This window comes from Paenibacillus oryzisoli (assembly GCF_050467285.1).
Lineage (GTDB): Bacteria > Bacillota > Bacilli > Paenibacillales > NBRC-103111 > Paenibacillus_E > Paenibacillus_E oryzisoli_A.
In genome coordinates this window covers 32,230-45,607 of the sequence record NZ_JBCMUN010000038.1, presented here as the reverse complement: position 1 = coordinate 45,607, position 13,378 = coordinate 32,230, and the positions used below count along the sequence as shown (strand labels likewise).

At 50.2% G+C, this 13,378-nt stretch carries 14 protein-coding genes; all 14 read right to left on the bottom strand.

Going from position 1 to position 13,378, the window contains the following annotated elements:
- Window positions 1-20: 20 nt before the first annotated feature.
- Genes ABE504_RS32570 through flhA form a run of 14 tightly spaced genes read right to left on the bottom strand, consistent with a single transcriptional unit; the run spans window position 21 to window position 13,371 of the window.
- The gene (locus ABE504_RS32570; RefSeq protein ID WP_430096846.1) at window positions 21-548 is read right to left on the bottom strand and encodes a hypothetical protein; all 528 of its coding nucleotides are present in this window, start codon (window positions 546-548) and stop codon (window positions 21-23) included.
- Window positions 541-1,140 (bottom strand): DUF6115 domain-containing protein, encoded by a 600-nt coding sequence (locus ABE504_RS32565; RefSeq protein ID WP_430096845.1) that lies wholly within the window; start codon window positions 1,138-1,140, stop codon window positions 541-543. The genes ABE504_RS32570 and ABE504_RS32565 overlap by 8 nt, the downstream gene beginning before the upstream one ends.
- A 32-nt stretch (window positions 1,141-1,172) precedes the next feature.
- Window positions 1,173-1,502 (bottom strand): hypothetical protein, encoded by a 330-nt coding sequence (locus tag ABE504_RS32560; RefSeq protein WP_430096843.1) that lies wholly within the window; start codon window positions 1,500-1,502, stop codon window positions 1,173-1,175.
- Window positions 1,503-1,520: 18 nt separating this feature from the next.
- Window positions 1,521-2,930 carry a DUF342 domain-containing protein gene (locus ABE504_RS32555; RefSeq protein ID WP_430096841.1) on the bottom strand — a complete coding sequence of 470 codons (1,410 nt, stop codon included), beginning with the start codon at window positions 2,928-2,930 and terminating at the stop codon, window positions 1,521-1,523.
- Between the two features lie 33 nt (window positions 2,931-2,963).
- Window positions 2,964-3,752: a FliA/WhiG family RNA polymerase sigma factor gene (locus ABE504_RS32550; RefSeq protein ID WP_430096898.1), complete on the bottom strand. Its 789-nt coding sequence runs from the start codon at window positions 3,750-3,752 to the stop codon at window positions 2,964-2,966.
- A gap of 21 nt (window positions 3,753-3,773) precedes the next feature.
- Window positions 3,774-4,205 carry a hypothetical protein gene (locus ABE504_RS32545; RefSeq protein WP_430096839.1) on the bottom strand — a complete coding sequence of 144 codons (432 nt, stop codon included), beginning with the start codon at window positions 4,203-4,205 and terminating at the stop codon, window positions 3,774-3,776.
- A 2-nt stretch (window positions 4,206-4,207) separates the two neighbouring features.
- Window positions 4,208-4,702: a chemotaxis protein CheD gene (locus tag ABE504_RS32540; protein ID WP_430096838.1), complete on the bottom strand. Its 495-nt coding sequence runs from the start codon at window positions 4,700-4,702 to the stop codon at window positions 4,208-4,210.
- On the bottom strand, window positions 4,689-5,321 hold the full coding sequence (locus tag ABE504_RS32535; RefSeq protein WP_430096837.1) for a chemotaxis protein CheC: 633 nt from the start codon (window positions 5,319-5,321) through the stop codon (window positions 4,689-4,691). Before ABE504_RS32535 ends, ABE504_RS32540 begins: the two co-directional genes overlap by 14 nt.
- Before the next feature lie 4 nt (window positions 5,322-5,325).
- A complete protein-coding gene (locus tag ABE504_RS32530) occupies window positions 5,326-5,787 on the bottom strand; it encodes a chemotaxis protein CheW (RefSeq protein WP_430096835.1) in 462 nt (153 codons plus the stop codon).
- Between the two features lie 27 nt (window positions 5,788-5,814).
- Entirely contained in the window at window positions 5,815-7,890 is a 2,076-nt protein-coding gene (locus tag ABE504_RS32525) for a chemotaxis protein CheA (RefSeq protein WP_430096834.1), read from the bottom strand.
- 53 nt (window positions 7,891-7,943) lie between these two features.
- A complete protein-coding gene (locus tag ABE504_RS32520; RefSeq protein WP_430096832.1) occupies window positions 7,944-9,068 on the bottom strand; it encodes a protein-glutamate methylesterase/protein-glutamine glutaminase in 1,125 nt (374 codons plus the stop codon).
- Window positions 9,069-9,116: 48 nt separating this feature from the next.
- Window positions 9,117-9,986, bottom strand: coding sequence for a MinD/ParA family protein (locus ABE504_RS32515; RefSeq protein WP_430096830.1), 870 nt, complete (start codon window positions 9,984-9,986; stop codon window positions 9,117-9,119).
- Window positions 9,983-11,341: a flagellar biosynthesis protein FlhF gene (flhF, locus tag ABE504_RS32510; RefSeq protein WP_430096828.1), complete on the bottom strand. Its 1,359-nt coding sequence runs from the start codon at window positions 11,339-11,341 to the stop codon at window positions 9,983-9,985. The genes ABE504_RS32515 and flhF overlap by 4 nt, the downstream gene beginning before the upstream one ends.
- Window positions 11,338-13,371 carry a flagellar biosynthesis protein FlhA gene (flhA, locus tag ABE504_RS32505; RefSeq protein WP_430096827.1) on the bottom strand — a complete coding sequence of 678 codons (2,034 nt, stop codon included), beginning with the start codon at window positions 13,369-13,371 and terminating at the stop codon, window positions 11,338-11,340. Before flhA ends, flhF begins: the two co-directional genes overlap by 4 nt.
- Window positions 13,372-13,378: the final 7 nt, after the last annotated feature.

Genomic DNA, 13,378 nt, shown 5'->3' with positions numbered 1-13,378 from the left:
TGAAGATCTTTTAGCGCACTTTATTTCGGCGGTTGTGTCAGCAAATTGGCCACGATTCCGGCCATATCTTGAACGCCCTCGAAGGCGTGGAAGCCGACCTGAATCTTGTAGTTGCCCCCCTGCTTGGCAAGCTCCGCTGCAAACGCGTTCCGATCCGTAATCACGCCGGATTGAACGAGGAGATCTGCAACCGCCGTCGCATCAAGGCTCGGCTGGACGTAAATCACGATTTTCTGCGGCGGTGCTTTGGTCGGCTGCTGCTCCGGCTTCGCTGCAGCTGCCGCTTTGTCTTCCTCTTCTTTGATTTTCTTCTGCACAGCTGCGTCAAGCTCGGCTTGGGTAAACATTTTCACATTCAAATCGTAGACTTGAAAATATTTAGAGGCTTCCTGCTTCAGCTTCTGCGGGTCCATCTCCTCCAACGAAATCGTGCCGGAAGGGTCAGTATTTGGTGCCGCACTCGGTCGAATAAGCATGATTTGCAACAAAATCGCCCCGACGATGACGCCGATGCCAAGACCTGAAACGAATATACGATTCTTAAACATGCGTACGCTCCTCCTGTCTGGAGAGTTGGAGGATTAAATTGACTTCGCCTTTGTTCATGTTCAGCTTTTTGGCAATGGCCTCAACGCTTTTGCCTTGATCATGCAAAGCAAACAGATCCGAATAGCGCGTTCGCATGCTTAACCCTGTGTAAGCGGGTTCTGGATCGGGCTGCGCCGCCTGGTCGGCCGCATCATGACTTTCCGCCGCATTCGGCATCGCGCTGCCTGCCTGCGCTTCTTGCGGACTGACAGAGACGGCCGTCTCCGCCATCGTGGTACGATCCGCTCCAAGTTCAGCTGCCGACTGCTTGGTCAGCTCGCGTGAAAGTTCTATTTTTTGGCGCTCCAGCGACTCCAATCGCCCTGCCAGCTTGGCTAGCTCCACTTCGTAGTCATGTTTCGTTTTGGTAAAGAGATCGAGCATGGCCTGATTTTGTTCATCCATTTCCGCCGCGAAATGTTCGATTGTTTCCTCGATCTCCTGAACGGCCGATTTCGCCTTCCCCGCTCCAGCTGAAACGGTTTTTGGAAGAAACCGCGCATAGACGATGAGCACTAGACCGAGCAAAATAACGTATGCAAATGGCGGCATTGCCATGAGTTTCACCTTTTTCTTATTACAAATTAAAGAGATAAATCAATATGATGCCCTTTGTAGGGATGCGCGGGAACACGCACGCCATCCTCTGGCGCGGCGGCCGATTGCCCGGAGATGGTGCCGCGTGCTTTGCGCTCTTGAGGAGCGCGCTTCTGCTCATGCTTGTCTTTGAGATCCGGGCGTGCGCTCTCCTCCAGCTTGGCGCTGCGATGACGATCATGATTCGTCTCCAGCAAGGCATGCTGCTCAAGCACGACTTCATCGTGCCGTGGCTTCTGCATCAGTTGGTTCTGCTTGATTCCGGCCTCATCGTTTTTGTGTACGGCGAACTGTAAATCGATGGCTTTAAAACTCATCGCTTACCCCACCTCCATTTACACATTAGCACTAAATGAAATATCTCCGTCGTGAAGACGATAAGTAACGCGATTCGCCTGATCTTTGACGAATTTGGTATTGCGGCCGATCACGAGTTTCGTCCCGCCATAGATCGTCGAGATGACTTGAACCTTGGCATTAGAGGAATCCTCGAGCGACTTCTCGATTTCAAGCATGCGATCTTTGAGCACGTTCTGCTCTTCAATCGCCTGCTTCTTCGTATGATTCAGCTTAACGCGCATGCCCACTTTATCAGGCGTCAATTGGCCTGCTGCGGCCAGTTGGTCCAGGATCGAAAGCGCTTTGGTCGTCTTGTCAAAATTGTCCATATGTGTGCGAAGCTGTGCGCGAAGTTGAACCAGTTCGTTGCGAAGCTCCGGCAGCACGCCGACTTCAATAACGGTCGTCGTTGACATGGAATTGCCGATCGTTCTCGCTGTCACCTGTTCGCCGGCTTGAATCGTTCCACCGACAATGAGTCCTTTGGAACCGGCACAGATCACATTTTTACCAGCGCGCACTGTCGAGTGCATAATACTTTGCGAAACCGTTAAATCTCCCCCCGCTTCAATGGTTGCATCTTGGATAAATGAGCTTTTCACATTGGAGCCGGCTTTAATATTCGCTTTATTTTGCCCGACAATGCCTGCCGTAATCTCGATTGACCCCTCAGCTTCCAATTCGGCCGCTTCGACGCCCCCAATGATACGAATATCACCGGCCGCGCGAACTTTAAAGCCTGGAAGAACATTGCCGCGGATGACAACTGTACCGATAAAATCAATATTTCCAACACGATAATCGACATCGCCGTTGACTTCATAAATCGGAAATACGTTGATTTTCTCTCTGTCGGTTTTGACCACCATGCCGTCAATTGTGGCATATAGCCCCGTAGCTTCGCTATCAGCCACGACGTTTTTCCCCATTTTGAAACGGGTTTCTTTCCCTTTTTTAAAAGGCAGCATTTCACCGGTTACTGCTCGGCCAGGCATACCTTCCGTCGCCAAGAAGCGCTGTCCGATTAACTGCCCTTTTTTCACATTATGCAAGGAGATGACTTCTTTGAAATTGACTCGTCCGTCTTCTTCCTCGATCGCTTTCTTATCGTCAGCGTCCATATCGAACAAGAGTTTCACATAACCATTTTTCCCGTCAACGGACGGTGTACCTGAAGCAATCTCCGTTTTCCTGTGCGCATACGACTGGGGATTGGCAGCAATGGCTGCCAAGACCGATTCATCTACGCCGTGAACGACTTGATGGGACTGAAGAAGACCTTTCAGCTGCCCCAGCGTTACCGTAAAATTGTCGTCCAGATTGGAAAGTAGTGCATGTGCCGACAGCTTATCATCCGACACTGAGATTTGAATGTAATACTCCAAAGGCATGTTCCCCTCGCTCATGGACATACCACCTTTCATTTCGTTCAGAATGTGTTAGCTATCTTGGAATAGTTGATTCTTAAAACGTCCCAGCACACCTTTCAACCTAAGAATCGCTTTAGAATGCAGTTGGGAAATGCGTGACGGCGATAAACACATCACCTCGGCAATTTCACTCAAGGACAACTCCTCAAAATAAAACAGCGAAACAACCGTTCTCTCCTTTTCAGTCAAGCGCTCGATCGCTTTCGCCAAAGATTCTTTTAAATAAAATTCATTCACCTGAACTTCAGGGTTTTTCGCTTTTTCGTCTACAAGTAAGGAAAGCCTTGTTTCAGACTCTTCTTCCCGAATCGGATCATCGATGGAGCAAACGGTCGTAATCGATATATCCTGGAGCATTTGTTGAAATTCCTGCTCGGTAATTTGCAAATACGCACTGATCTCCGAATCCGAGACGGAACGCAAGTACTGTTGTTCAAGCTTCTGATAAGCATCCTCGATCTTTCTAGCCTTCTCCCGAACGGATCTCGGCACCCAGTCACCTTGCCGCAGCCCATCAATGATGGCGCCGCGGATGCGCCAGGAGGCGTACGTTTCAAACTGCAGTCCTCGCTCATAATCAAACTTCTCTATCGCATCGATCAAGCCCATCACGCCAAAACTGGACAAGTCATCTTTCGAAACCGTTTTAGGGAGACCAATCGCCAGACGCCCGGAGACATAGTCGACAAGCGGCAAAAAACTCTCGATCAGCGCCTGTCTAGCGGAGATCTGGCCATGTTCCTTCCACTGCTTCCACAAGTCAATATTAGCAAGATGCGGTTGTTTTTGTTCAATCATGGTTCTAAACATTCACCATCCTTAATCTTCGGACATTCGCCTTAGTGCACCCGCCAGTTGTTCAGGGTCCAATTCTTTCTTGGTGACTAGCTTAGGTGGATTCAGTGGTGAAAATTGCATGTCTGACAGTGAAGCAGCATTCTGGTTTGAAAGATTCGGCTTCATAAGCTCAAGCGTTTCGCCGTCCTCGTTCGGAGTCACCATATCTAAATTCTGTCCCAGCTGCGCATTCTCCTGCATAGGATCGGCCGAGGTCTTGGCCGAGGCTTCTCCCGCTCCCGCAACCAGACCCAGCACCCAACGAAAACCGAAAGTAAGAACGAATAAAATAAGAAAAGCATACGCGCTTTTTAGCAAGGTCGACAGCAGCAAATTGTTGCCGATCGATAAGGCAAAAGTGAATAAGCCCGCTAGTGAAGCTACGATGACGTTAATTCGCATTGTACCAATCATGATTAAATTTCCTTTACGCCTAATTGAACGCTTCGGATGACCAAAATCCCCGTCTCACAGATAAACTCGATTGTGCGACCGTAATTGGCCCCCGTGTCCTCCGCTATAATCGGGATGCGATACTGACTAAGCATTTCTTTGCAGGATTCCACATTGCGCGGACCGATTCTCATGGTGTCGTTGTTACCGGCAAATGCAAACATTTGAGCACCGCCGGCAAGCTTAGCCTCAAGCTTGTGAACATTGGCGCCTAGCTGCGCCATTTTGGCAATTAATTCCGGAATAGCGGTATCCGCATATTTAGCGATATTGAGTGACCCTTCACGGGCGATTTCAGAAGAAGGCAGCATCACATGCGCCATTCCTCCGACCTTCGTCCGGCTGTCATAAAGTGTTACGCCTACACATGAACCCAGGCCTGTAGTTTTTAAGACACCACCGCGTTCTGCAACATTGAGGTCAGCCATGCCTACTTTTATTAGACTATCCTGCATCATCAGAGACTACCCCTAGTGCGGAAAATATTTTACCAAACGATTCCGGATCGGGGATCAAGAAGAAGTGCCCCTGCACTTCATTCTCCCCTTCCAAAAATTTGGTATCAATGAGAAGGGCCTGGTCTCCCATTTGACCAAATTGCAGTAAACCATAACTCAAAATTGCGCCGGACATATCGATCGCCAGAGATGGGACCGTCGGCTGCAAATTCAGGTTTGTAAAATCAGCAAGCGAAGACAAGTACGAGCCGGCCAGAATGTTGCCGATTTCATTCAGCGCAGACAATTCCAACTCGGAGTACTCCCCCTGCTCGTCCGAAATGTGAAGACCAATGAGATCGCGCAGCATATTTTTAGCCGCGTCCAAATTCAAGATGAAAAACATATTGCCCGGTGCATCCCCTTCCACTCGCAAGAAGATGGCCAGTACAACGGTTTCCGCGCCGCCGACGCTTTCGCAAATTTCTTCAAACGGCAGCATTCTTACTTTTGGCACGAGCATGTCGATCGGCTTATCCAGCAAAGTGGAAAGCGCAGTTGCAGCATGACCCGCTCCAATATTGCCGACTTCTTTGAGGACATCCAACTGAAACTCTTCCAATCGACCGAATACATCCACTAGCCTAGTCCTCGAGTCTTTCTAATTGCGAAATCTCGCTTTTATTGAGCACTTGCTCCAGGTTTAATAGAACGAGAAGTCGATTGTCCCCAACGCGTGCAATACCGTCCAAGTACTTCGCCTTAATACCGCCGACAATTTCAGGCGGTGTGTTGATGTTGTCCGTATCAACGTCGATCACGTCATTGGCGGAATCTACGATCAGCCCTACCTCAAAGTCGCCGGCCGAAACGATAATAATCCGTGTAGTATCCGTGCTTTCGTTCTCTTCCAGCCCAAATCTAGCACGCAGATGAATGACAGGAATGACAACGCCGCGCAAATTGATAACGCCTTTGATAAATTCCGGCGCCTTCGGCACACGCGTCATCGGCTGCATTCTTTCAATCGTTCTTACTTTCTCAACTTCAACCCCATACTCTTCCGATCCAAGCGTAAAGACAATGACCTTTTTTTCTTCTCCCATGGTGATAGCCTCCTTAGCGAATATGGTTTATTTAATCAGTGCGTTCGTATCAATAATCAGGGCCACTTGACCGTCGCCCAGAATCGTTGCGCCGGAAACCGCGAAAACGCCGGTTAAGTATTTGCCAAGCGGCTTCAGTACGATCTCCTGCTGGCCGATAAACTCGTCCACCATCAGCGCTACTTGCTTGTCGCCTTTGCGGACAACGACGATTTCAGTTTCGGTTTCCTTATCTTCATTGTAATCCGGCACCTCAAACAATGTGCTCAACGAGACAACCGGAATGATGCTGCCCCGATAATCGATCATCAGATTGCCGTGAATATTGCGGATTTGCGATTTCTGGATCGCCGACGTTTCGACGATGGAAGAAAGTGGAATCGCGTATTTCTCACTGCCTAGACGAACAAGCATGGCCGAAATGATCGACAGTGTCAGCGGCAATTGAACCGAGAATTTGCTGCCGAAACCAGGCTTGGAATCAACCTGCACGTGGCCACCCAGTGTTTGAATTTTCGTTTTTACAACGTCGAGACCAACACCGCGTCCGGAAATATCGGAAATTTTCTCCGCTGTGCTGAAGCCCGAAGCGAACAATAAGTTGTACACTTCGTGGTCGGTCAGTTTCGCAGCTTGCTCTTGCGTAACAAGCCCATTTTTCAGCGCCGTCTTTAGTACTTTGTCTCTGTAAATGCCGCGGCCGTCCTCTTCGATTTCGATGAACACATGGTTGCCGCTGTGGAACGCGCGAAGGTAAATCGTGCCGTGCTCGGGCTTACCCGCAGCCAAACGGTCGCTGATCGGCTCAATGCCGTGATCCACCGCATTGCGCAGCAAGTGAACTAACGGATCCCCAATCTCGTCAATGACCGTGCGGTCGAGTTCTGTTTCCGCACCTGTGATGACGAGTTCAACCTTTTTATCCAGCGATTTCGCCAGGTCTCGAATCATCCGCGGGAAGCGGTTGAACACAGAATCGACCGGCACCATGCGGAGTTTCAGCACGATGTTTTGCAAATCGCTGCTGACGCGCGACATATGCTCCACGGTTTCCGTCAAATCGTTGCGCTTCACTTCGCTCGCCAACTGCTCCAGACGCACGCGGTCGATCAGCAGCTCGCTGAATAAATTCATCAGCGTGTCCAGACGATCGATATCCACGCGAATCGTCCTGCTTGCGACAGGCGCTCCACCTGCGCTGGCGGCCGGCTTGGCAGCTGCCGCAGGGACAGGTGCCTCCGATTTTGCGGGAGCGGTCGGTGCTGGTGCAGCAGGAGCTGCTGTTGCTGCAATTTCTTTGCTGGCCGCATTCACTTCAGCTGCAGCGGGGCTCGACAATTCGGCCAATGATTCCGAATCGACCGTGATAATGACAGCGGATGCGATTTCGGAGACGTTCAGGATTTCCTTCTCCAACGTGGCTTGATCCACTTTGGAAATAAAATAGAGGGAGAAGGAACGATCAAATTTTTCTTGTTCGATTTCTTGAACAGATGGCGTCGATTTGACGATCTCGCCCATTCGTTCCATCGCATCAAATACCATGTAAGCACGCGCCGCTTTTAAAACACAGTTCTCGTTAACGGTGACTTCCACATAGAAAACGAGGAATCCGGATTCAATCGACTGTTGCAGGATAGAATATTGAAATTCATCCACTTCAATGCCGCGGGCTGGCGCTTTAGCCGGAGCGGCTGCAGCAGGCGCTTCCGTTTTCAGGTAATCACCGGAGACGATTGAACGCAGCGAAGCGACGATCGCAGAAACATCGGCGCTTCCGGTTCCGCCTTGGATGATGTCCTCAACCATCGTTTCCAGGGAATCCAAGCTTTTGAAAATGCAATCGAAGATGAACGGGTTCATTTCAATTTTACTGTTCCGAACGAGATCGAGCACGTTCTCCATATCGTGGGTCAGCGCTGCGATGTCTTCAAACCCCATCGTCGCCGCCATCCCTTTTAACGTGTGAGCGGACCGGAAAATGTTATGTACAATGCTAATATCCTGAGGATTCCCTTCCAAACTCAAAAGGTTTTCATTAAGGGCTTGCAAATGCTCTTTGGATTCATCGATAAACATTGATAAGTACTGACTAATGTCCATATTCAAACACCCCCATTAGAATCATCCTGCACCTGACATTGACTCGATTCTGCTCATCCATCCTGCAAAACGCACCGCGCAATCCTGCCTGCGATTTCTTGCTGCGGAAGCACCAGCATCGCGGCCTGACTTTCAACCGCCGCTCGCGGCATGCCGTAAACTACGCATGTTTCTTCCGCTTCGGCAATCGTCGTGGAACATCCGGACTGCTTGAGCGACAGCATGCCTTTCGCCCCGTCGCTGCCCATTCCCGTCATAATGACGGCGTGGCGTTTGAGCTCCGGTGCACCAAGCAAGGATTCAAACATTACATCCACGGAAGGTCGATGCCCTGACCGTGGTTCTTCCTTTGTCAAACGAATTTTATAAGTGCGATTTGGTTCTTTTTCAATCAACATATGCCAGCCGCCGGGCGCTACGTACGCTGTTGCGGTTTGGAGGATATCCCCTTCCGCGGCCTCGACGACTTTGATCTGCGAGATGTCATTCAAGCGCTGTGCGAGCGATTTCGTGAAATTCGGCGGCATATGCTGGACAATTAGTATTGGTGCAGGAAATCCCGCAGGTATATGGGAAATCACTTGGTGCAGCGCGCGCGGTCCGCCCGTTGAAGTGCCGATCGCTACGATATGTTCAAAATGCGATGACCCGGGATTAACCGATTTCACCGGTGCTGCCGGCTTTGGCGGCGGAACGGCGGGTGCGCTTTTGACTGCTGATGTTGCTGCCGTCTGCTGGACAGCTCCTTGCGCATTATCCGGCTGAAAACCTTTTAACTTTGTCCGAACAGCAATTTGCAGTTTTTCAAGCAGTAACTGTTTGACTTTGTATAAATCCAGCGAAATGGAACCCGAAGGCTTTCGAATAAAATCGACGGCTCCCCATTCCAATGCTTTAATCGTTTCGGCCGCGCCTTCCTGCGTGAGCGAGCTTACCATAATGACAGGTGTAGGCTGTTCGCGCATGATTCGCTGTAAAGCTTCCAAGCCGTTCATGACAGGCATTTCGATATCCATCGTAACCGCATCGGGACGCAGCAGCTTGACTTGCTCAATGGCCTCTTGCCCGTTTTTGGCTGTTCCAACCACCTTGAATTGCGGATTTTCCGAAATCAGGTCACTGATGATTTTTCTCATAAAGACGGAGTCATCGACAACAAGAATGTTATAAGATGCCATAGCTGTTCCCCCCTCTTTATGTGTTATTCGACATGATCTGCGAAATTCCTATTTCAAAAGTCTCATCATTTTATTTAGAAAGCTTTTGACGCCGGAAGACGGCGTGTGGCTTGTACGGTAGCCGCCTACGAAAGCTTCGGAGATCGCGCGAATGTTCACGGCCGCAGCCGAATTGGGAAAAGCGAGAGAGAACGGAACTTGCTTTCTTACTGCTTTCGACACCGCCGCGTCATCCTCAATGAACCCCAATGTCGGAATTTGAAGATCCAAAAATTGATGAGCAACCAATGATATTTTATCCGCCGTCTGCCTGCCTTCCTTCGCGTCGGTCACCCGATTGATGACCAATTTAAAGGATACCTGATGCCCCATAGACGTCACCATTTTAATAATCGCATAAGCATCCGTGATCGACGTCGGTTCCGGCGTAGTCACAACAATCGTTTCTTCCGAAGCGAGGATGAATTGCAGCGTTTCTTTGGAAAGCCCTGCGCCGGTATCGAAAATGATAAAATCCGCGTATCCGTGCAGCTCGCTGATCTGTTCGGAGAAATAATTCAGCTCTTCCTCTGTCAATCGAAGCAAATCCGTAAATCCAGAGCCGCCGGCGATAAATTCCAACCCATTGGCGCCTTTTTGAATGATTTCCCAGATCGTTTTTTCCCTTTTCAAAAGGTGGTACAAATTGTATGACGAGGGTACGCCCATCAACACGTCGATATTGGCAAGCCCGATGTCAGCGTCAAAAACAAGCACCTTGTAGCCCTGCGCTTGAAGCGATAAAGCGAAGTTAAGCGTAAAGTTCGATTTGCCGACCCCGCCTTTACCACTGGTCACGGTAATGATCCTGGTCTGTCGTATACTTCGATCTTGGTGAGTTTGAACCAGATGCCGTAACCCTTCTGCTTGATCCTTCATGTTTGCGGTTCCTCCAATAACAAATCGATGACTTGCCACTCATTCAATTCCACAATATCGTCCGGGACATTTTGACCGGTGGTCACGTAAGACAGCTGCAATGAGAATTCATTGACGACATTCACGATCGCCCCATAGGAATCGGTTTCATCCATTTTCGTAAACAACACTTTATCGAGCTTGAACTTGCTAAAATTGTTCGTAATCGCTTGAATGTCCCGATACTTGGTCGTCAAGCTGAGCACAAGAATGGTTTCGCTTTTGCCTTGTGTTTTCAGAAGAGAATTCAGTTCCGAAACGTACATTTCATTTCGGAAATTGCGACCGGCCGTATCCATAAAAATCACGTCGCAGTCCGCGAGATTCGTGAACGCTTTCGCTAGGTCTTGTGGGGAGAATACGACTTCAAGAGGGACATTTAAAATCGTCGCATACGTTTTAAGCTGCTCGATCGCAGCGATTCGGTAGGTGTCGGATGTAATGAAGCCTACCTTGCGGTGATACTTCAGCACTTGATCCGCTGCTAGCTTGGCGATCGTCGTCGTCTTGCCGACTCCCGTCGGACCGACGAAATGAACGACCCTCGTCTGATCGGAGATGTGCTTGCTTTGTTCGGAATGGAGTGTTTGCCCCAGCTTCGCGCGCACGAGCTGTCTCGCATTCTCTTCCGTAATCGGCTCGCCCGCGGCTTCCAAGTCGCTCTGGACATCCTCCATCATACGGCGGACGAATGAAGGGTCTACCTCCTGCGCGCAAAGCAGTTGTTCCAGCTTCTCCAGCGGTTCCGGCATGCGGTCCGGCTCAGCGGTTGCCGTCAGTCTCTTCATCATTTCTTTCATCTGCTTCAGCTCGTCCATCAGCTGATTTTCATTCAAAAGAGGCTTTGCAGGAGCTGACGTTGGAGCAGGCACAGTTGCCGTAGCCGTAGTTGCTGCCGGTGCCTGCACTTGTGCAGCGACAGGCGCGTAGGCTTGCTGTTGGCGTTGGCGAAGCGAACCCTCAACGACAGGCTGCGGCGTCGCAGCTTCTTGCTTCAGTGCAGACGGAGCCAATACGTCCGGCACCTCGGGAAAATCGGATTGATGCGCTCGTGCAGGCGCTTGCACATTCGGCATGATCGGCTTCTGTGCCTGCTGCGCAAACGACGGTGCCGGGCGGCTCGATGAGCCGCCGGAAGCGGCGGCAGCCCCATCGATCGCGGCGATTACTTCGATTTTCTTTTTGCCGAACATCCCTAGAAAGCCGCCGGTGCGGATCTCCTTCGTATTGAGAATGACCGCATCCTTGCCCAAATCCGTTCGGATCTTCTGCAAAGCGTCCGGCATGGAATCGACAACATATCGTTTTACTCTCATAAATTGACTACCCCCATGCTTTGAATTTCAACGCTCGGCTCAAGCTCGCTGTAAGATAGAACCGGAATGTCCTGCAACGTGCGTTCCAGCAATTGTCGTACATACATGCGAATCGTAGGTGATGTTAAAATAACCGGCTGCTGCCCCGATTGAATCAATTTGGACACTTGCTCCGTCACGCGGTGATGAATAATTTGGGAAGACGACGGGTCCAGGGCCAAATAGCTCCCTTGATCCGATTGTTGAACGGATTCCGCGATTTTTTTCTCTACGGAAGGACCGACCGTGATGACTTTCAACGAATCCCCGATGGACGTGTATTGCTGCGTGATTTGGCGAGACAGTGCTTGTCTCACGTATTCCGTCAATATTTCAGGATCCTTGGTATATGTCCCGTAATCCGCCAACGTCTCCAAAATGGTAACCAGATCGCGTACGGATATTTTTTCGCGAAGCAGCTTGGCGAGCACTTTCTGCACGTCCCCTACGTTCAGTACGGAAGGAATGAGATCGTCCACAAGCGCCGGGTATGTTTCGCGTACATTGTCAACGAGCGCTTTCGTTTCTTGACGTCCAAGCAGCTCATGAGCATGTTTCTTAATAATTTCCGTCAAATGCGTTGCGACGACAGACGGTGGATCGACCACGGTATACCCGGAGAGCTCGGCTCGCTCTTTGTTCATCTCGTCGATCCAGATGGCAGGAAGTCCGAACGCAGGTTCGGTTGTCTCGATACCGGAGATCGAATCGTCATCAATGCCCGGGCTCATGGCCAAGTAGTGATTGAGGAGCAATTCGCCGCGGGCGACCGTATTGCCTTTTATTTTGATGATATACTCGTTCGGCCGCAGTTGAATGTTGTCGCGGATCCGGATGACCGGCACGACAACCCCAAGCTCTAATGCGCATTGGCGCCGGATCAGAATGATCCGGTCCAGCAAGTCTCCGCCTTGCTGCGTGTCCGCGAGCGGGATGAGCCCATAACCGAACTCGAATTCGATCGGGTCCACCTGCAAAAGCGAAATGACGCTCTCCGGACTCCGCACTTCTTCGATCTGCTGCTCCTCGACCAGCTGTTCCTCTTTAATCGCCTCGCGATCCAGATTTTTCTGCATTCTGTAGGCTGCGTAAGAAAGCAGACCTGCAATCGGGAACGTTGTAAACCAGTGAATCGGTGTAAAAACTCCCAGAACCACCAACGTACCTGCGACGATATACAGCAGCTTTGGCTGAGCAGTCAATTGTTTCGTGACATCATGTCCCAGATTGCCTTCCGAAGATGCTCTGGTGACGATAATACCCGCAGCTGTCGAGATAAGCAGCGCCGGAATCTGGCTGACCAATCCGTCGCCAATCGTCAGAATGGAGAACGTTTGGAGCGCCTCGGAAAAATCCATCCCTTTCATCGACATGCCGATAATAAAACCGCCGATCAAATTGATGACCAGGATGATAATCCCTGCGATCGCATCCCCTTTTACGAACTTACTGGCACCGTCCATCGCTCCGTAAAAATCAGCTTCACGTTCAATCTTCTGCCGGCGCTCCCGCGCCTGGACTTCATTAATCATGCCGGCATTGAGGTCGGCGTCGATACTCATTTGCTTACCTGGCATTGCATCGAGCGTAAACCGTGCCGCAACTTCGGCCACGCGCTCAGAACCTTTGGTAATGACGATAAATTGTACGAGGACCAAGATCAGAAAGACGACGAATCCTACGACAATGTTGCCTGCGGCAACGAAAGAACCAAAAGTTCTGACCACGTCCCCTGCTTCCGCGTGAGACAAAATGTTGCGTGTAGTGGATACGTTGAGTGCCAACCGGAATAAGGTCGTAATGAGCAGCAAGGAAGGGAAAATCGAGAATTGCAGCGCTTCCTTTGTATTCATCGCGACCAGAATAACCATTAGGGCAATAGAGATATTGATAATGAGCAAGAAGTCGAGCAAAGGGATTGGAACAGGTACAATCATCATTAAAACGATGCAGATAATGCCCACAAGTACAAATAAATCTTTGACTTTCAACGGATTG

Bases quoted from the DNA above. Each gene is read 5' to 3' on its own strand.
- ABE504_RS32570 (WP_430096846.1), bottom strand. From the start codon at position 548: ATGTTTAAGAATCGTATATTCGTTTCAGGTCTTGGCATCGGCGTCATC.
- ABE504_RS32565 (WP_430096845.1), bottom strand. From the start codon at position 1,140: ATGCCGCCATTTGCATACGTTATTTTGCTCGGTCTAGTGCTCATCGTC.
- ABE504_RS32560 (WP_430096843.1), bottom strand. From the start codon at position 1,502: ATGAGTTTTAAAGCCATCGATTTACAGTTCGCCGTACACAAAAACGAT.
- ABE504_RS32555 (WP_430096841.1), bottom strand. From the start codon at position 2,930: ATGAGCGAGGGGAACATGCCTTTGGAGTATTACATTCAAATCTCAGTG.
- ABE504_RS32550 (WP_430096898.1), bottom strand. From the start codon at position 3,752: ATGATTGAACAAAAACAACCGCATCTTGCTAATATTGACTTGTGGAAG.
- ABE504_RS32545 (WP_430096839.1), bottom strand. From the start codon at position 4,205: ATGATTGGTACAATGCGAATTAACGTCATCGTAGCTTCACTAGCGGGC.
- ABE504_RS32540 (WP_430096838.1), bottom strand. From the start codon at position 4,702: ATGATGCAGGATAGTCTAATAAAAGTAGGCATGGCTGACCTCAATGTT.
- ABE504_RS32530 (WP_430096835.1), bottom strand. From the start codon at position 5,787: ATGGGAGAAGAAAAAAAGGTCATTGTCTTTACGCTTGGATCGGAAGAG.
- ABE504_RS32525 (WP_430096834.1), bottom strand. From the start codon at position 7,890: ATGGACATTAGTCAGTACTTATCAATGTTTATCGATGAATCCAAAGAG.
- ABE504_RS32520 (WP_430096832.1), bottom strand. From the start codon at position 9,068: ATGGCATCTTATAACATTCTTGTTGTCGATGACTCCGTCTTTATGAGA.
- ABE504_RS32515 (WP_430096830.1), bottom strand. From the start codon at position 9,986: ATGAAGGATCAAGCAGAAGGGTTACGGCATCTGGTTCAAACTCACCAA.
- flhF (WP_430096828.1), bottom strand. From the start codon at position 11,341: ATGAGAGTAAAACGATATGTTGTCGATTCCATGCCGGACGCTTTGCAG.